General features: G+C 42.8%; 16 protein-coding genes and 1 other RNA gene. 8 read left to right on the forward strand and 9 right to left on the reverse strand.

Features of this window, described 5'->3' with window-relative positions; translation table 11 throughout:
- Window positions 1-40: 40 nt before the first annotated feature.
- On the forward strand, window positions 41-1,834 hold the full coding sequence (locus ACT3S4_RS01360) for a sensor histidine kinase (protein WP_444760251.1): 1,794 nt from the start codon (window positions 41-43) through the stop codon (window positions 1,832-1,834).
- Between the two features lie 100 nt (window positions 1,835-1,934).
- A complete protein-coding gene (locus ACT3S4_RS01365; protein ID WP_444760252.1) occupies window positions 1,935-3,650 on the forward strand; it encodes a sigma 54-interacting transcriptional regulator in 1,716 nt (571 codons plus the stop codon).
- Window positions 3,651-3,725: 75 nt separating this feature from the next.
- Here the strand turns inward: ACT3S4_RS01365 and ACT3S4_RS01370 are convergent, their stop codons facing one another.
- Window positions 3,726-5,228 (reverse strand): S41 family peptidase, encoded by a 1,503-nt coding sequence (locus ACT3S4_RS01370; protein WP_444760253.1) that lies wholly within the window; start codon window positions 5,226-5,228, stop codon window positions 3,726-3,728.
- A gap of 352 nt (window positions 5,229-5,580) precedes the next feature.
- On the reverse strand, window positions 5,581-7,239 hold the full coding sequence (gene gpmI, locus ACT3S4_RS01375; RefSeq protein ID WP_444760254.1) for a 2,3-bisphosphoglycerate-independent phosphoglycerate mutase: 1,659 nt from the start codon (window positions 7,237-7,239) through the stop codon (window positions 5,581-5,583).
- Window positions 7,240-7,499: 260 nt separating this feature from the next.
- Between gpmI and ssrS the strand changes: the two genes are divergently transcribed.
- Window positions 7,500-7,695, forward strand: a non-coding RNA gene (ssrS, locus tag ACT3S4_RS01380) — 6S RNA.
- 133 nt (window positions 7,696-7,828) lie between these two features.
- On the opposite strand, the gene ACT3S4_RS01385 is transcribed toward ssrS, so the two are convergent.
- Window positions 7,829-8,449 (reverse strand): FxsA family protein, encoded by a 621-nt coding sequence (locus ACT3S4_RS01385; protein ID WP_238035222.1) that lies wholly within the window; start codon window positions 8,447-8,449, stop codon window positions 7,829-7,831.
- Between the two features lie 259 nt (window positions 8,450-8,708).
- Between ACT3S4_RS01385 and ruvC the strand changes: the two genes are divergently transcribed.
- Window positions 8,709-9,293 carry a crossover junction endodeoxyribonuclease RuvC gene (ruvC, locus tag ACT3S4_RS01390; protein ID WP_045446965.1) on the forward strand — a complete coding sequence of 195 codons (585 nt, stop codon included), beginning with the start codon at window positions 8,709-8,711 and terminating at the stop codon, window positions 9,291-9,293.
- Window positions 9,294-9,422: 129 nt separating this feature from the next.
- Here ruvC and ACT3S4_RS01395 read toward each other — a convergent pair whose 3' ends face one another.
- The 5 genes from ACT3S4_RS01395 to ACT3S4_RS01415 all read right to left on the reverse strand — a co-directional run bounded on the left by ACT3S4_RS01395 (window position 9,423) and on the right by ACT3S4_RS01415 (window position 15,131).
- Window positions 9,423-10,403, reverse strand: a complete 981-nt coding sequence (locus tag ACT3S4_RS01395) for an META domain-containing protein (RefSeq protein WP_444760255.1) — start codon at window positions 10,401-10,403, stop codon at window positions 9,423-9,425.
- A gap of 307 nt (window positions 10,404-10,710) precedes the next feature.
- Window positions 10,711-11,373: a glutathione S-transferase family protein gene (locus ACT3S4_RS01400; RefSeq protein ID WP_109589253.1), complete on the reverse strand. Its 663-nt coding sequence runs from the start codon at window positions 11,371-11,373 to the stop codon at window positions 10,711-10,713.
- Window positions 11,374-11,607: 234 nt separating this feature from the next.
- Complete coding sequence (locus tag ACT3S4_RS01405) at window positions 11,608-12,246, reverse strand: peroxiredoxin (RefSeq protein ID WP_201605010.1); 639 nt, start codon at window positions 12,244-12,246, stop codon at window positions 11,608-11,610.
- A 237-nt stretch (window positions 12,247-12,483) separates the two neighbouring features.
- Window positions 12,484-13,245 carry a phospholipase D family protein gene (locus ACT3S4_RS01410; RefSeq protein WP_444760352.1) on the reverse strand — a complete coding sequence of 254 codons (762 nt, stop codon included), beginning with the start codon at window positions 13,243-13,245 and terminating at the stop codon, window positions 12,484-12,486.
- Window positions 13,246-13,391: 146 nt separating this feature from the next.
- Window positions 13,392-15,131 carry a glutamine--tRNA ligase/YqeY domain fusion protein gene (locus ACT3S4_RS01415; protein WP_444760256.1) on the reverse strand — a complete coding sequence of 580 codons (1,740 nt, stop codon included), beginning with the start codon at window positions 15,129-15,131 and terminating at the stop codon, window positions 13,392-13,394.
- A gap of 273 nt (window positions 15,132-15,404) precedes the next feature.
- Between ACT3S4_RS01415 and ACT3S4_RS01420 the strand changes: the two genes are divergently transcribed.
- Entirely contained in the window at window positions 15,405-15,920 is a 516-nt protein-coding gene (locus ACT3S4_RS01420; protein WP_045446977.1) for a peptidylprolyl isomerase, read from the forward strand.
- A gap of 115 nt (window positions 15,921-16,035) precedes the next feature.
- A complete protein-coding gene (locus ACT3S4_RS01425) occupies window positions 16,036-16,890 on the forward strand; it encodes a UDP-2,3-diacylglucosamine diphosphatase (protein WP_109589257.1) in 855 nt (284 codons plus the stop codon).
- Between the two features lie 132 nt (window positions 16,891-17,022).
- Here the strand turns inward: ACT3S4_RS01425 and orn are convergent, their stop codons facing one another.
- Entirely contained in the window at window positions 17,023-17,610 is a 588-nt protein-coding gene (orn, locus tag ACT3S4_RS01430; protein WP_444760257.1) for an oligoribonuclease, read from the reverse strand.
- Between the two features lie 230 nt (window positions 17,611-17,840).
- Between orn and rsgA the strand changes: the two genes are divergently transcribed.
- Together rsgA and ACT3S4_RS01440 are read left to right on the forward strand one after the other, a co-directional pair.
- Complete coding sequence (gene rsgA / locus ACT3S4_RS01435) at window positions 17,841-18,944, forward strand: ribosome small subunit-dependent GTPase A (protein ID WP_444760258.1); 1,104 nt, start codon at window positions 17,841-17,843, stop codon at window positions 18,942-18,944.
- 180 nt (window positions 18,945-19,124) lie between these two features.
- A complete protein-coding gene (locus ACT3S4_RS01440; protein WP_045446990.1) occupies window positions 19,125-19,580 on the forward strand; it encodes a rhodanese-like domain-containing protein in 456 nt (151 codons plus the stop codon).
- Window positions 19,581-19,583: the final 3 nt, after the last annotated feature.

Consider the following 19,583-nt stretch of genomic DNA (forward strand, 5'->3'; position numbering starts at 1 on the left):
GGACACGCCCTAGCAACTGTTCCCTTATTGCGGTCAATCTATGAAGCCTGCTACTAATATCGTCTCTGCTGTTACTCACTATTTGCATCGTGATGACACGCTATCTCCACCTCAATTGCGCAGGTTGGGGCTTATTTATAGCAGTTACCGCTTTGCTGTTAGTCTGTTTTCTCTACTGATGGTTTATATCACCGCTCACTCTGACAACAGCCTCTCTCTACCAAGCTTTTTACAACAAACAACGCTTAGCTTTTATTTCCTACTTAGTCTTATTTTACTTGGCTTGTTTTATGTCGTTAATCAGCAAATGCGGCGACAGTTAGCCTTTGGTTTAGTATTAGACGTCATTATATTAAGCTTATTACTATATACAGCGGGTGCGCCTGATTTACAGTTGACCATGTTATATATGGTGGTCGTCGCAGCGAGTTTTATGTTACTACACGGCTCACAAGCCTTAATTATTACCCTACTCGCTATTATTTTTGTCATTTATCAGCAATTCTTTTATGCCATTGCCAATAGCATGAGCTTAGCAAATTTAGGGGACGCATTGCTCATGTCAGCCAGCTTTTTGGCGGTTGGTGGTTTGAGCTGGTCCATCTCACAGCGTTTGGTACAACTTGAAAAAGTAGCAGCGAGTCACGCTAAAGAAGTTGAACGATTAAACGTTATCAACCAAGAAGTCATCACGCAAATGGTTAATGGTGTCATCGTCATCGATAAACAGCATATCGTTTTAGCAAACCTTGCCGCTCACCAATTACTTAGCCTTTCACACAGCCCTTCCGCATCATTGCACAGCACCTCTATTGATACAAAAGATACTCGAAACAATACTCGCAGTGCACTCTTATCTAACTTTCAGCAGCAGCTTGGCCAACAACATACTCAGCTATTTAAAGCCTGTTTGTCAGTAGCGGCAGGCCAATCACGCACCTTTATTTATGATTTGCCTGCAGTCGCAAACGCTTCCATATTCGGTAAACTGCGCGTACAAATTATTCCATTAAAAGATGACAGTAAACTGATAATATTAGAGGACTTACGCCGCGAGCAAGCCAGTGCCCAACAATTGAAACTGGCTTCTTTAGGGCAATTGACGGCGAGCATCGCCCATGAAATAAGGAATCCTTTGGCAGCGATATCACAAGCCAGCCAATTATTAATGGAAGATATTATAGAAGCCAATCTAGAAGTCGATACAGCAGATAATACGATAACGGCGACTATCTCAAATGATGATATGGCAGCGAATCATGAGCTTTATCAAATAATATTTTCACAAACAAAACGCGTGAATCGCATTATCGAAGATGTACTAAAATTGTCTCGCCAGCAAACCGCAAACCAGCAAGCGATTATACTGGCAGACTGGATGCCAACATTTTTAGAGAACTACTTTCAAGGACACGATGTTTTTCTACATGTAAAAACACAACCGACCATATCATTCGACACGCATCAACTAGAGCAAGTCTTAATCAATTTAATTAACAATGGCTTGCGCTACAGTAGCTACGCCCACCCTCATGCCTATGTGGAAATCGAGATTTATTGTGCGGATAACGATGTTATAATTGATATCTTAGATGCTGGTCACGGGGTTAGCACCAAAGATTTGGAACATTTGTTTAATCCATTTTTTACGACAGACCAAGCAGGGACAGGCTTAGGACTGTATTTATCACAAGCTTTTTGTGAAGCCAACCAAACTCGCTTGCTTTATATTCCTGAACATGAGAAAACCTGTTTTCGCTTGATAGCACCTGCTGTTGGTGCTGATACTCATGTAAATAAAACTGAACATAATGTTAATACCAGTATTTTATAAAAATCAACCTTACCAAGTATTAACATTATATGGAATACTTTGCCATTAAGGCCTCTTGGTTTTTACCATTTTATAGCTATTGAATACGATGAGATGATGTATGACAACAACCGCGCTAGTCGTTGATGACGAAGTGGATCTGTGCCGATTGATGCAAATTACTTTGACCAAAATGGGCATTAAAAGTGATGTAGCATATACTCTGTCACAAGCAAGATCATACTGGCAAGACAATGATTACGATTTTTGTCTGACCGATTTAAAGCTGCCTGATGGGTCAGGACTAGAGTTGGTAAAAGAAATTAGCAATAGCTCTAGTACGCCCATTGCCGTGATTACTGCTCACGGCAGTATGGATCTCGCCATTGAAGCATTGAAACTTGGTGCTTTTGACTTTGTGAATAAACCTCTTGAGTTACCGCGCCTACGTCAACTGGTGGAAAATGCTTTAAAAGTTATTCATCAAGACAATGAAGCAAAAGCCACAGCCGAATGCTCACCCGAACAAAAACTGTTAGATAGTAGACTCATTGGTGATTCTGCGGTGATGCACCCACTGAAAAATACTATTTTAAAATTGGCACGCTCACAAGCACCTGTATTTTTGTCAGGCGCTTCGGGTACTGGTAAAGAAGTGGTTGCCCGATTGATTCATGATTTAAGCCCACGCCGTGATGGTAGCTTTGTACCAGTAAACTGTGGAGCAATACCATCAGAGCTGATGGAGTCAGAGTTCTTTGGTCATAAAAAAGGCAGCTTTACGGGAGCTGTCGCTGACAAACAAGGGCTGTTTCAACAGGCCAATGGCGGCACGTTATTTTTAGACGAAGTGGCAGACTTGCCTTTAGCTATGCAGGTAAAACTACTGCGCGCCATTCAAGAAAAAACGGTGAGAGCCATTGGTGATACCAAAGAGGTTCCCGTAGATATTCGTATCTTGTCCGCCACCCACAAAAACCTAAACCAATTGGTGCAAGACGGTGCGTTTCGACAAGATTTGTACTACCGTATCAATGTGATTGAGTTAAAACTGCCGACGCTCAATGCACGTCGTGATGATATCCCTGTATTAGCCAAGCACTTTTTAGCATTAATTGCTGATGAATGGCAGTTAGAGAACCCACCGATACTCACTGTTGAGGCATGCGAACGTTTGCAAGATCATAACTTTGCGGGCAATGTTCGTGAACTGCGTAACGTCCTTGAACGCGCAGTAACCCTAGCAGAGACACCGCACATTGACATCAGCCACTTGGGTTTGCCTGATATTGATATAACCCATCACCGCGCAGTCTCTCAAGATCAGAAGAGTGAGCCTGCGGTTGTCAATAATACTCAATATTCTGAGCGTCAAACAAGCAACCAAATGGTCGCTCAATCGATAGAAAATAGAGAAAAAGTCATTCAATCTATGGATGAGACAATAGCGCCACAGGTCAAGCAAGTGACGACCAACTTGCACCCTTATCGTACTAACGCTCAGCACTACCCTTCTATGATACAGCGTTCAGAAAGCAACCATACAGAAAGCTCAAACCATACAGCCCGTCACAATCACGAAGAATCTGTCACTCATCGATCTATTCTGCAAGGAAGTGATGAAAAAGCAATTCTAAGCAAATTAGAGGATGGTCAGTTACCATCTCAAGGGTTAGAACACTACCTACAAGAACAAGAAAAACAGTTGATTATTACCGCGCTAAAACAAACTGCTTGGAATAAAACGCAAGCAGCTGAATTACTAGGCACGACTTTTCGCTCTTTACGCTATCGCATGAAAAAACTAGAGATAGCTGAGGATCAATTTGATCCATAGCATTTGCCATTTTTGAATAATGACAAATAATATTTTAACGTTAATACATCGCGATAGCCTGTCTTTAAGTGAGCCTTACTGAACCCTATTTCCTGCTACTGCTTTATCGACTTTGGCAGGTTTTCGGACAAAACGAATGCCCGAATCAAGCGCTTTTGTTTTTAGTAAAGCGAGCGCTTGCTGCTCCCATGTACTTTCACTTCCTGACAAGGTCATATCAGGCTCTACCCCGATTCCATCGATCTTATTGCCTGACGCTGTCATGTAGTTGGCGACGGTTAGTTTGACAGCCTGCTCATCATTCAGTGGGATGACCGACTGTACAGACCCTTTACCATAGCTAACTTCACCAACGATTGTGGCACGTTTTTGTGCTTGTAAGCTACTGGCCAGCACCTCTGCCGCTGACGCCGAATAGCGATTTTGCAGCACCACCACTGGCAATGATTCAAGTATCGCCAGACCTTGAGTGGATAGCGTACGCGTATCACTTTGACGACCCTTTACTTGTACCACATCAGTGTCGCTCATAAACAAACTGGCCACGCTCACCGCCGACGTTAGCACCCCGCCTGGATTATCACGCATATCTAGCAAGATACCTGAAATAGGTGCGTCTAGATCTATCAAGCCTTCCAAGAGTTTTTCACGGCTATTATTTTGAAAGGCAGGTAACTTAATAACAGCGATACCGTCAATGAGACTTGCCTCGACCGTTTGAGGGTGGCTGTTATTACGCTGCAAGGTCGTGGTATGTTTGCGGCGACCAGCTTTTGAGGTAACAACATCCACTTGCGTACCCGCAATCCCTGTCAAAAGTTGCTCGATATCTTTACTTTCTTTATCTTCATCAAGCTTGAAATCACCGACTTGATGTAAATAATCGCCAACCGCAATGCCCTTTTTATCTGCAGGCGATGCGTCAATAACCTCTGTAATCACCCAATAGCCATCTGTAGGCTGATAATTGACTTTGATACCGACGTCACCCACATCACCTTCGGTAAAGGCACGCAAGTTTTCATAAGCCTCAGCATCTAAAAATTCAGCATGACTATCTAGCTTAGTCAACATACCACTCAACGCATTATTGAACAGCTCTTCATCATTGACCGCATCTACATATTCACGGCGTACCAAATCCACTACCGCAACAAACGTCTTGAGCGTTTCTGGAGAAATGGCATTCAATGATACTTGCGCAACCTCAGGTGGAATACTGACATCGATCTCATTCGTGTCATCGGTCAAGGCACTCTCATCTGCGACACTGTCTATCGAATCGTCAACTTGGTCGGCCGACTCAAGCATATCAGCGACATCTGATAAATTATTAGTGTCATCTTCTGTGGCTATCTCATCAGCATTTAAGCTAATCAGTTGTAGACTGGCGGTGGGATTATTGATGGTCGCATTAGCTGGTGACCTCGCTGCTTGTGCGTACATACTAGCAGTGCTGAGCCCAATCAGACCTATCATCAATGCAGGTTTAAAAATAGTCGGCGCAGTGAATACCTTCATTGCTTGTTTGCCCAATCGCTTCGTCACTGGTAAGCGCATAAAATAAATAGAACGCATAAGAGAACTCGTTTAATAATAGAATTATTTTTATAGATATATGGATGAATATTTACCTCATAAGATAGCATCAAGAGCCAGTCTAAGACTAGGAGAGTATTGCAAGTAACATTCACGATAACTAATATGATTTCATCAAATGATGAGTAGCAGTGTCAAGTTTGTTTAGCAGGCGAAATATCATGATTGCCCTTATTTTTCTCACTATCCAAACATTTAAAGATAAATAAAGTCAGCCAAATATCTCTTAAAAAACAAATCAAAAAAAGGAGAGACAATAAATATCTCTCCCCTTTCTATTACTTCTAACAACGCTAGTAAGTTGTCAATATAATAGTATTAAATGCCTAACTTACAACGCTGGAACCAGTAAGCTCTCGCCCGTCATTTCAGCAGGCTGCTCAATATCCATCAGCGCCAAAATAGTCGGTGCGACATCGCTCAACTTACCACGACTACGTACTTGTAGCTTTTTCTCACCCACGTAAATGAGCGGTACATGTTCAGTGGTATGTTGAGTATGTACTTGACCACTTTCGTAATCTTGCATCTGCTCACAGTTGCCATGATCTGCCGTGATAAGCATATCACCGCCAGCAGCGCGTACCGCTGACTCGATGCGGCCAACACAGACATCTAGTGCCTCTACTGCTTTTACGGCCGCATCAAAAATTCCCGTATGACCTACCATATCACCATTGGCATAGTTGACAATTAACACGTCATATTTGCCTGATTCAATGGCAGCCACTAATTTATCGGTCACTTCAGGCGCACTCATCTCTGGTTTCAGATCATAAGTCGCCACATCTGGAGAGGGTACGAGAATACGTGTCTCGCCCTCATACTCTTCTTCACGACCACCGCTAAAGAAAAACGTCACATGCGCGTATTTTTCAGTTTCAGCGATACGCAGCTGAGTTTTACCATTGTCTTGCAAATATTCGCCAAGCGTATTGGTCAATGACGTGGGATAATAAGCAACGCTAGTTTTTGGATTGTCTGCTAAAACGTCAGAATATTTGGTCAGCATCACAAATGCCGCAAGTTTTGGCTGCTTATTGCGGGCAAATCCTGAAAACTCATGATCTGGCAAGACAAAAGCTTGCGCCAGCTCACGGGCACGGTCAGCACGGAAGTTCATAAAGATAAGAGCGTCATTGTCATCAACGGTATATGGCACCTCATCACGGCCAATCACTACCGTTGGATTGATAAACTCATCGGTCTCGCGTGCCTTATAAGCAGCTTGTACTGCGCCATCTGCACGCGTAGACAGACGATCGGCTTTACCTTCAGTGATAAGCTCATAGGCTTTTTGCACGCGATCCCAGCGATTGTCACGATCCATTGCATAATAGCGCCCAATGATACTGGCAATCTGTACGCGGCCGCCTTCATAATGAGCATTAAGCTTATTGATATGGTCCCGCAGACGATTAATATACTTATCCGCCGATTTAGGTGGGGTGTCGCGTCCGTCTAAAAAACAATGTACAAAGACATTTTTGGCGCCGTGCACTAACGCCGAGTGGCACATCGCTTCGATGTGATCTTGATGAGAGTGGACGCCACCGTCTGACAGCAAACCCATGATATGGACGTTACCACCCAACTCGTTCGCGGCTTTTACCGCATTGACTAAGGCTTCGTTTTTATAAAATTCACGATTGGCCACTTCACTTGAGATACGAGTCGAATCTTGATACAGAACGCGACCCGCGCCCAAGTTCATGTGCCCAACTTCTGAATTGCCAAACTGCCCATCTGGCAAACCAACATCTTCTCCAGAAGCAGATATCAATCCATGCGGATATTGCTGATAAATCCTATCCAAATTTGGCATATTGGCGGCAGCAATCGCATTATCCTTATCGTCTTCACGATGCCCAAAACCATCTAATATCATTAAGACATGCGGCACTTTTTTATTTTGATCGCCATCCTGCTTACTATTGAGCTGAGCCTGATTATCATCGATAAATGCTGATTGTTGCTGGTTATTGGTCATGGATTACCGCTCCTCAAGTGAATGAACGCCTATAATGCTATATTAGGATGTTTAAAGCCCTCTATATTAACACACATCTTAAAATAGCTGAAAAATCGTCATTTTACGCCCACTCTTAAGCGTTAAAGCATACTTATTTAAAGCACATTTATACAGTAGAAAAGGCAGTTAAAACTTAATAGCAATAATACCAATCTCTAAATCTACGTATCAATCTGTAAATCATACTTGCAATCATTCAAACCATTCGTTAAGATAATTATATTCTGAAGTGTTGGCTAGTAGATGTTTATTCCCTGAGCCGATAATGCTTTACCAGGATGTGGTACCTATTGCTTCATTGTGTATGCCTGCACCGCTTGCGGTGTATCAGGAAACCTGCAGAGGCAGTGACGCATCCGCCCTGAACTTCACGGTTCATGGGTCACCATCTTACAGCGGCACTTCGGTTGTTCTATTCGGTTAATTATTATTTTATTTATATTCGGTAGGTTTACTTATCAACTCATAAAGACTTAGTAATAACCATTAAAAACCCCCTTTTATCATTGATAAAAGGGGGTTTTTCTATGCTTGCCTATTAATTCAACTATTCGTCATTGGCAGATTTGGTGATTTTTTTCACATCTTTGGGAATGGTTTTTGCTGTCCCATCAATCGTTGTATGCTGTTTAAACCCATCACCAAACGGGTTTTGTTGTTGACCAAATGGATTTTGATTATTCATACCACCTGCGCCGCCGAACGGGTTTTGACCGCCCATACCCCCAAACGGATTTTGTCCGCCGCCCATCTGTCCGCCCATCTGCTTGGCCATCATTTCCATCATTTTTTGCTGATTATTCATGACATAATTATTAGCAAAGTCTTTGAGCTTCTTTTGCACGGGTGGCAATATCACCAATAATGCGAGTAAATCGCTCAGCACACCTGGAATGAGTAGCAAAATACCAGCCGCTGCCATGGCCACACTTTTCATCATGGTTGATTCTTGCGGACGCATCGATGGGTTCATCATGCCACCTGCTTTCATCTGCTGTGCCATTGGATTGAGGGCAGCCATCCCTTTACGCAAGAGGGAGATACCGATGACTGCGGCGATAATAAACCATATAAATACCCACCAACCACTCATAAACTGAGCAAGCAAATACCAAAGTAGCATTTCGATAATAAACCAAACAATGGCAATACCAACTATCTGACCCATAAAGTGTCGTCCTATAAAATAAAAACCAATAAATTGAGCGCCATGCAAATTAAGATGGCTAACATATGATGTATATGGGGATTGATTGCTATACTATCAAACTTAAGGCTAATTTTTAAGCCATATAGTCGGTAAGATATAATCTGGATACAAGGAAGATGAGTAAAAGTACTACGAGTAGTAGACTGAGCGAGTCTGACACCGTATCCAAATTATATAGGATTGAATATAAAATAAAATATAAGCAAGATGGGATATTATGGCAATTATTATTGGAATTGATCCTGGTTCGCGCATGACCGGTTATGGCATCGTCCAACAGACGGGCGACAAACTCACCTATATCGATGCAGGTACCATACGTACCGACACCAAAGAGATGCCTGAACGTCTAAAGCGGATTTTTAATGGCTTGACGCGCATCACACAGCATCATTTGAAATATGCTGATGAGCCTATCTATACGGCTATTGAGCAAGTGTTTATGGCAGAAAACCCTGATTCAGCGTTGAAACTTGGGCAAGCGCGAGGTGCTGCTATTGCCGCCATGGTTGCTCTAGATTTAGAAGTATCGGAATATACCGCGCGCCAGATTAAGCAAGCCGTTTGCGGTTATGGCGCAGCGGCAAAAGAGCAAGTGCAAGAGATGGTCTGCCGTATACTATCTTTGGATGTCGTGCCGCAACAAGATGCCGCCGATGGTCTTGCCTGCGCCATCTGTCATGCGCATTCAAGCCATTCCATGAATAAATTAATATTAAACAGTGCCATGCGTGGGCGCGGTGCGTCTAAGAAAAAAGGTCGCTGGCGTTTAACAGAAGAAGATCTGGGGAACTTGCGTTAAGAACGCTTATAACACAAGCATAAAAAACACGCGTTCGAATGCCGCGTGTTTTTCGAACTGTCTAAGTTATTTACACTATCGTTTTGCTATAAAATCGCTTTACTATAAAAATGCAACGGCTTAAACCGACTACTCTGCGACGGCACTTTCAATCACTGCATCCAACACATAAGCATATTCTTCGCCTTCTGTACTATTGCTATCGTCACTGTCTAATGGGTAGCGCTGTAGACGTAATACTTCATCATGCATGCCATCATGCTGATAGCCATCGATTTCACCCGTAAAGACTGCCCACTTGCCTTCGCTCGTTTTAATACCTTGGTCATCATAGGTAATGGGTTTCACTTGTAGACACATCTCTAAGCCATTATCGGTGCAAGGTATCATTTTCGAGCTTACTGCCCAGAATACGGTCTCACCTTTACTATTATACTTGGCTTGTGAGGTAAGCCTACCTTGCCAAACCAACGTTGCTCCATCACTGGTGACTTGGGTTAATATTGGCTTATCACCCTTGAGACTATCATCCTGAGAGTTGTTGTCTTTAACGTCGCCATCTTTGGCACTGTTAGCTTTCATTAATGTTAACTGGCTTTCACCTTGCATCAGCTGACTTAAACTATTTTCAGCCTTATCAAGCTCGCCACAAGACATTTTCGTACTCATACCCTCTTCAACAGTCAAAGTATGACCTTGCAATTGGTAACCGGCGCTCATGGTATTACAACCAACGCTATAACTTAACGTATTCTCACCTTGGTATTGATTAAAAGACAAACGCACTTGGTCTTTAATATCCGTCAGCATGTTTAATGGCTGTGCGCCTTTGTCCATTACAGACATCAATGTCCAACGATAACGTGAAAGATTGGAAATCATTTTCTCTTCATCGCTCATCTTATCCATCTGAGTATCATCCGTTACTGCATCAGCATTCATATCTATGCCATCATCATTTATTGCATCAGCGCTTGTCTGATTACCTTCTTGTACGTCACTTTCATTGGGTAAAGAAGCATCTTGGCAAGCACTTAATGCCAAGCTTAGTGCCAACAAACTTGGTAGTAAAGTGAATCGAATTGGCCGTTTTTTAACAGATGAGGTCATAGCAGTTATACCTTGTGGTTATCCCTTTTTTAAGTCAAAGTATTTAAAAAATCAGGTTAAATACTTAACAATAAGGGGCTGATGATATCCACTTAATTAAAGCGTCACAATTCACCACTATAGCGCCGTTGATTACTATGGTTGTAACAAAGTGTTTATTTTTATGAATTCATCGTAACTGCTATTTTAATATTTAAAAGTACCATAAAAAATCAATGGTCTCAGATAATTGAAAATTTCATCAATTATTCAAGACCATCAGTGATGTCGCATTTTTAATTTTTCGCGCTAGTCTTACTCGCTAGTCTTACTCGTTTGTATGAGCAATTTTGGCTTTTGCCATATTTTTAATACTGAAACGCTCATTCATCATTTGATAAAAACGCGCAAGATTTTCGCCCTGCTCATTCGGATTCACGTTAAGGACTTTACCAAAATCCAAACCGAGATATAAGACGATATCAGCAAAGCTTAATTGTTCACCGACCAAATACTCACGACCTTCTAAAATATTTTCAAAATAAGCAAGGGCTTTAACAGCTCGTGCAACAGATGGCGCGACAAACTCTGGGACTTGCTCAACGCGTTGGGCTTTGGACGGATGACTGTGCTGAAAAGCCAGCATAAAATTATATAATACCTCAAACTCAGCAATGCGGCGCATAGCGCACACTTGCGCACGTTGTATTACATCATTACCCATCACCGAACGCTCACCATAGACACGGTCGAGATACTCACATACAGCCTGTGAATCATTAAGTACCGTGCCATCCCCTAGTACTAGAACTGGCACGGTCTGCATTGGATTTATTTTGGTGAACTCGTCTGACATTTGCTCATTGGCAGCAAAATCAATGTCAATCACGTCCACATCATCCATATCATCGACATCGATGCCTTTTGATGCTAACAAAATAAGGGCTTTACGTGGATTGGGCGCGGTACGGGTAACGTATAGTTTTTTCATGGCAAACTCCTTGTAAGATTGAACAAAAGCGATTCAACGCTATCTGGTTTTATTATGGTTATTACGCTGCTGATGATAGATAAAGACTGGCCATCCTTTGTACAACTGTTATATCCTACTCTGCTCATCATAGCAAAGCCTTATTAGGCTTGCTTTTTTGATCAGAGACTAAACAACAAAAAGCCCCACAACGTTACGTCATGAGGCTTCATTTCATTCATCCAATCATGCTACTTATTTATTGGGTGCAGGCGTGGTACGTAAATAAGGCTTAATTTCTGTATAACCTTTAGGGTATTTGGCCGCAATATCTTCGTTTTTAACACTTGGTGGAATGATGACATCATCACCGTCTTTCCAGTCAACTGGCGTCGCAATATTATATTCATCAGACAGTTGCAGAGCATCAATGACACGGATAATCTCGTCAAAATTACGACCACAGCTCGCAGGATAAGTCAGCGTTAAGCGGATTTTTTTATTTGGATCAATAATGAAGACACTGCGTACCGTATGCGTGCTATCTGCATTTGGATGCATCATGTCATATAGCTCAGCGACTTCTTTGTTCGGATCAGCAATGATTGGAAAATTTAGCTCAGTACCTTGCGTCTCACCAATGTCTTTTGCCCACGCATGATGGTCATCGATACCATCAACAGAGATACAGATTGGCTTGACACCACGCTTTTGAAATTCGCCATTCAGTGCCGCAGCACGGCCAAGCTCAGTCGTACATACTGGCGTAAAATCAGCTGGATGGGAGAAAAAAACGACCCAATTATCGCCTGCCCACTCGTGAAAGTTGATGTCACCTTCCGTGGTTGCAGCGTCAAAATTCGGTGCGGTATCGCCTAAACGTAAATGTGCCATGCTTAATTCCTTAGCTATGTTAGTGATGAGCACTAATATCCAAAGATATTCACGTGCTCTATTATCAACGTACTTTTTATTATCAACGTGCCCTGTCAGATATTACACAATTACTCAAAGCACGTCAGCAAAAATTCTATTTTATCTTAGCAAACTGGTTATGACTGTCTTGTGAAGGATTGTAATGCGGTTATTCTGTTTATTACTAAGTAATTTAGCATAGACTTAACGAATGAATCAAATCACCATTCCAGAATCCCACAAACAGAAATCACCGAATTTACCTTTTTTACTGGTACCACCTGCTGCACGTCCAGCATCTGTTAATGTAAGCTCACCTTCTTGCTCTTGTAAATATCCCGCTGCAAGCAACTTATCATTTAACTCTTGGGTCTTAAAACCCAGCTCTTTGGCAAGCTTTGCTGTGGTCAGCTTAGAGTAATTAGGCGTTGCCGCTTCTGTAGCAGTAAGTGCGACCGTTGTATTAGCATTATTGCTGGACATTGTATGACTGGCAGTAGCAGTATTATCAGTCCTACCATCAGATTCGGTCACTTTTTCAAGCGACATGCGCACTTCATCGCTGATACGAATAATGCGCTGTGCCTCCTCATAAGTATCGGCATATAGTTTGGCATCTTCATTACGATAAATCAGCACGCCCATTTCATTATTGTTGACTTGGCTAAACTCATAAAGGTTCAAACTGGTAATAATGCATTCGTTTTCATTCAGATAACACTTTGCATGCAAGTTTTTGCAAAAGCTGGTGCGAATAAAAGTCAGATTTTTGAGCCAGTTTATCTCTTCTGGGTGCAAATCATTCTTGCCATAGACAATGCGAATATCGATTTTTAGGCGATTACGATCTTCTAATAGCTCTTTAATACGCTCATTCAGCTTTAGATAAGGACTGATGATAATCAACCTATCAGACGCATTTTTAATCAATTCTTCTAAATAGTAAGTCGTGCCACTGCTGTTTAAAAATTTTGCTATTATTCTTTCCTCAAATCTTACGATCAATCACTTTATAATCATGCACAAAAAAGCCCATCCCTAGCGTACTAGAAATGGGCAAGCTTGCAAACTACTATTGTTCAGTAGCTTTTCAAATAAGCGCTAATGCCGCTAATAGTGATAAATTAAGCTGGCTTATAGCTGTCACGCAAGCTCACGATTTGGTTAAAGACTGGTTTATCAGTGCTATGGTCTTCGCTATCAGAGATAAAGTAACCTTCACGCTCAAACTGGAAGCGTGTGCCAGCGTCCGCATTCACCAATGACGGTTCCACCACGGTATTGAGTTCAGTCAACGAGTTAGGATTCAATGCTTGATGGACGTCAGCGACGCCACTTGGGTCTTCGACACTAAATAACTGCTCATACATGCGCACCGTTGCTGGGATGCCTTGGCTAGCTGATACCCAATGAATCACGCCTTTAACCTTACGACCTTCAGGATTTTGACCCAAAGTCGCCGGATCAATCGTCGCTTTTAGTTCAACGACATTGCCCGCTTCATCTGTAATGTGCTCAGTCACTGCCAATACATAGGTATTACGCAGACGAATTTCTGGCTTTTCTGGTGATAGACGCTTATAACCTGCTGGCGGCTCAATTTCGTAATCACCTTGGTCAATATAAAGGGTTTCGGTAAACGGAATTTCACGCTCGCCCATATCGACATTAGGATGATTTGGCTGCGTCAGCCATAAGGTTTGCGAAGCATCATCAAAGCGAGCATTGACGCTGTCCGCTTTTTGCGACTCCCAACTGCTGACCGCTTCGGCAAAGTTGGTAATGGTCACTTTTAATGGCTTAAGTACCGCCATACCACGACCTGTGGTCGTCTCTAATGATTGACGAATGCTGAATTCTAATAAGCGAAAGTCGACGACGCTGTCTACTTTGGTCACGCCAACACGCTCACAGAAGTCACGTAAACCCTCCGGCGTATAACCGCGGCGGCGCATACCTGCAATCGTCGGCATACGTGGATCATCCCAACCGCTAACGATACCTTCATCAACCAACTGCTTTAATTTGCGTTTACTGGTCAAGGTATGGTCGACGTTTAGACGACTAAACTCGTACTGGTGCGGCGGCACATCAAAGCCAATTTTTTCAACCGCCCAATCATAAAACGGACGATGGTCTTCAAATTCCAGCGTACCTAACGAATGGGTAATGCCTTCGAGTGCATCAGAGAGCGGATGGGCAAAATCATACATCGGATAAATACACCATTTATCACCCGTCTGATGATGCGTTTGGTGCATAACACGATAGATAACAGGGTCGCGCATATTCATATTTGGGCTTGCCATATCAATCTTGGCACGCAGTACCGCTTTGCCTTCGGCAAACTTGCCTTCTTTCATGTCATCAAAGAGGGTCAAGTTTTCTTCAACACTGGCAGAACGATGTGGTGACGCTGTGCCTGCCTCATTGAATGAGCCTCGGTTTTCTTTAATTTGCTCAGGCGATTGCAAGTCTACATAAGCGTCGCCTTGTTTGATAAGCTGAATCGCCCAAGCATGAAGTTGGTCAAAGTAGCCTGACGCATGGTGCGCCTCTCCTGCCCACTCAAATCCTAGCCATTTCACATCGTTCTCGATATTATCGATGAAGTCTTGCTTTTCTGCGGTTGGGTTGGTGTCATCAAAACGCAGGTTACAAACACCACCAAACTCTTTGGCTACGCCAAAGTTTAGGCAGATAGATTTTACGTGCCCCAAATGCAAGTAGCCATTTGGCTCTGGCGGAAAGCGCGTCACGATTTGTGGGTATTTTTGCGCCTTGACATCGTCACGAATGATATTGCGAATAAAATCGTTTTTTTGTTCGTCTTTTTGTGCATTGTTGCTTGAGTGCTCACTCATCGGGCATTGCTCCTAACGCAAATTGTCAGTTCATGCTACGTGCCATCACGCAGCATGGAAAATTCAAACCAAATCATTAAAAACAAGTTATTAAAAATGATAATAAAAAGCTAAAGTTGCGTTATTCTATCAGCTTTTGCGAACGCATTAACAGCCTGATACATGACACGAGATAAAAAAGCCGTTAGACTAGCCATAACTTTTTAACCACCAACTTTTTAGCCACCACTTAACAGCGTCATTTTAGGCGTTGCAATCAAAGAGGAATATCACATGGTAGACATGCCACCAGTAGTAGAACTAGACACCAATATGGGTGCGATCGTTATCGAACTCAATGAAGAAAAAGCACCAAAAACCGTTGAAAACTTTTTAAACTATGTAAAATCTGGTCATTATGACGGTACGATTTTCCATCGCATTATTGACGGCTTTATGATTCAAGGCGGCGGAATGGACGCTGAAATGAATGAAAAAGCGACCAATGCTCCAGTTGAAAACGAAGCAGACAACGGTCTAAAAAACGACGCTGGTACGATTGCGATGGCGCGTACGCAAGATCCGCATTCAGCAACCAGCCAGTTTTTCGTTAACGTAAAAGACAACGATTTCCTAAACCATTCTGGCAAAAACATGCAAGGTTGGGGCTACACCGTATTTGGTAAAGTAACCAGCGGTATGGACGTCATCGAAAAAATGCGCGGCGTACCTACTGGTCGTTTCGGCATGCATGCTGATGTGCCAAAAGAGCCAGTGGTTATCAACTCAGCAACTATTATCACTAAGTAACTGCTACTAAATAACTGTCTCTCAGTAATCATTCTTCAATAGTTATTACTCAGTAGCGATGAGTCTGTAAAAGCTTATGAGTCGTTACTGTTTAAAATTACGAGGATAAGGATAAATGCAAAGTTTTGACCACCTAATTACCACCCGCCCTCATGAGGTGCGGCAAGTATTGATTAGCGATTTGCATTTATCGCCTGAAGAGCCTGCCTTAGTGCAGGCTTTTTTGGCGCTGCTTGATGATTGCCTTGCTCTGCCTGCGCTCAAACGCTTGTTTATCTTAGGTGATTGGTTTGAGGTCTGGCTCGGTGATGATTTTTATTTGTCTTTATCCGACGAGGAACGACAAAGTCATTGGCTCACTCCGCTTATCGTTAAATTAAAAAAACTACGGGTAGCTGGTTGTGAGATTTTGGTCATGCATGGCAACCGTGATTTTTTGTTAGGTCAGCCATTCTGCAATCTATTTGGTGGCGAGCTTATTTACGAGCCGTATACTTTGACTGTCGGTCAGCAAAATTATCGTCTAGAGCACGGTGATGCCTTGTGTACTGATGATAAAAAGTATCAGTTTTTTCGTAAAATCATGCGTCATCGTTTGACTCAGTGGTATTTGCTCAATAAATCATTAGAAAAACGCTTGGCTATCGCCGATAAAATGCGGCAAAAAAGCCAGCAGAATAATGCCAATAAAGCGGCGCATATCATGGATGTCAATAAAGATGCAGTGATACAAGCAGTGGCTGATAGCGATGCATTACTACATGGTCACACCCATCGTCCAGATATTCGTCAGGCTACCACTGATAAAAAACGCTACGTGCTCGGCGACTGGAGATTGTTAGATAAAGATACTCGCCAGCCAAAAGTAAGTGCGGTGATTGGCGCAGTCACAGGCGACGAGCATTCAAATGACAGTTTTAGTAGTAATGCTGCTGAATTTAGATTGATTGAGTTTAAGTCGCTCATTTAATATCATTTTTTTTGAGCGCCTCTGAACAATAAAAAAGGTCTGTTGAATTATCAATAGACCTTTTTTCTTTAAATTACACTGCATAATTGAAGCGAATTTAAGTGTGAAACTATTGATCACTCAACTCTTACTTTACGGTATTAATTTAAAGAAATGTTGACGATAGTGCTTTAGCTCACGAATAGAATCACGAATGTCATCTAACGCTAAGTGACTACCACCTTTTTCAAAGTTTCTGAGAATATCAGGACGCCAGCGGAAGCAAAGCTCTTTGATTGACGACACATCCAGATTGCGATAATGGAAGAAGCGCTCAAGCTCCGGCATTTGACGCGCCATAAAACGGCGATCTTGACAGATGGAATTGCCGCACATTGGCGACTTACCACTATCGACCCATTTATTGAGAAACTTAATGGTTTCAGCTTCGGCCTCTGCCAATGTCACGGTACTACGGCGGACACGGTCGACCAATCCTGACTGACTATGCTGCTTAGTATTCCAATCATCCATTTTATTTAACGTTTGATCCGATACTTTTATAGCGAACACTGGCCCTTCGGCAAGGACATTCAAATCTTCATCAGTGACAACGGTAGCAATCTCGATAATCTCGTCATTCAAGGTATCCAGTCCGGTCATTTCTAGGTCAATCCATACCAGCCCTTTTTTGCCTTGGTTTCTGATTTTAATCTTGTTGGGGTGGTCACCGGTACTCATAAAATATCCTATGGTCAATAAAGTTTAGAACAACTTTGGAGCAATATTAATTAAATAAATCGCCTGTTAATGTTCATGGCTAAGTAGCAAACTGTAGCAAAACGTTGCATCTACTGATTTATAACCCTTAAAACGTTACAAAATCTCTGTCTGCAGCAGGCGCTTTAGGCTGTATGTTATCAAACTTTCACGCTACACTTAGCAATATTTTTTTAATAGGTTCAAAACCCATGGCATTAATTCGGCAACGCAAACTGACTAAGCAACAGATTCGTCGCATCGACAAACAACAGCTGGCAAGTCAAGACAGCATCGATGACAGTTTGATGGATGGCGTGGTCATGGCGCATTATGGCAAGCAGTTGGAAGTACAAGTGACCAGCTTGCCTGCGGTGATACCCGTACAACCGGAGATTGCACCCGATGATCCTGAGCCGTTTTGGCAAGAGCTGGCATTAGGCGATATTTGGCGTTGTCATGTGCGTACCAATTTACCGATGCTAGCCGCTGGTGACCAAGTACGCTGGAGTGCTGACCCTAATACTGGCTTTGGACGTATTGAATCGGTTAAGCCGCGTACCTCTCTGGTCTCGCGTCCTGATCGTTATCATAAACTTAAACCTGTCGCCGCCAATGTTGATATTTTGGCCATTGTCTTCGCGCCGCTACCTGCTGCCGCGCCAACCCTCATCGATCGTTATTTGGTCGTCTGTCATCATGCTGGCGTAAAGCCGTTGTTGGTGCTTAATAAAGCCGATTTATTGGCAGAAGAAAACGGCGTCGATACCAAAGAATTACTGGCACAATATGCTTCTCTCGGTTATGAGAGCGTCTTGACCTCAGTCGATTGCCCTGAAAACATCGCTAACAGTGATGAGCAAAAAGGGCTGGATGAGCTAAAACGTTATATCGATAAAAAACTGGTGATTTTTGCGGGGCAATCTGGTGTCGGTAAAAGCAGTTTAATCAATGCACTACTACCTGAATCGGCACAAAGCGTCAATATCATCTCTGACAACTCAAAACTTGGTCAACACACCACCACCACCAGTCGCTTATTACCATTTAATCCAGCCGACTTGACCCAAGGCGGTATCGTCGATACGCCAGGTATCCGCGAGTACGGCATTTGGCACCTCACACCCGATGATATCATTTCAGGATTTGTAGAGCTTGCACCGTTATCTGGCAACTGTCAGTTCCGTGATTGTCGTCATACTCACAACAGCAAAGGCTGCGCATTATGGGAGGCAGTTGCTGACGGCGTGGTATTGCAGCGCCGTGTGGAAAACCTCGTTACCCTAAGAGAAGAGGCTGATACTAAGCCCTATTAATAATATTTGCATTATTAATAGGGCTTATTAATCATAATCGCTGCCTTATGGGTCGTTAATCGCTCGGTTGACCATCGCCCGTTTACTATGGATGGTCTAATCGGTATAATAGCGCCTTGTTCAGTATCGTTAGGCTGTCTTCTCAGCTTAACCGAACACTTATTTTTTTGGAGGTATGGTTTGGATCGTGCGCTGGAATTTGTGGGCAACCACCCGTTTTTATTTGGTATATTAGCCGTACTTGCCGTGCTATTTTTTACGATTGAAAACAAACGTAGTGGCAGAAAAATATCGCCCAATACCTTAGGTATGATGGTTAACTCGCAAAACGCGCAGCTAATCGATATTCGTGCCAAAAAGAAGTTTGAGACCGGTTACATCCAAGGCAGCCGTAACATACCGTTCACTGAGCTTAAAGACCGCTTAGAAGAAATCCGTGCAATTGAGCAGCCAGTGATTATCATTTGTGATATGGGTGTGCAAGCAGGCGCGGCGATTCAGATGATCGGCAAGGACAGTGTCTATCGCTTAGAAGGTGGTATCGGCGGCTGGCAAGCAGCGGGCATGCCATTGGTTGGTTTAAAAGACGCAAAGCCTAAAAATAAAGGCAAAGCCAAACCAAGTCTACATAAGTAGTCC

The organism is Psychrobacter sp. AOP30-A2-5 (genome assembly GCF_052378115.1).
In the GTDB taxonomy this organism is placed as follows: Bacteria; Pseudomonadota; Gammaproteobacteria; order Pseudomonadales; family Moraxellaceae; genus Psychrobacter.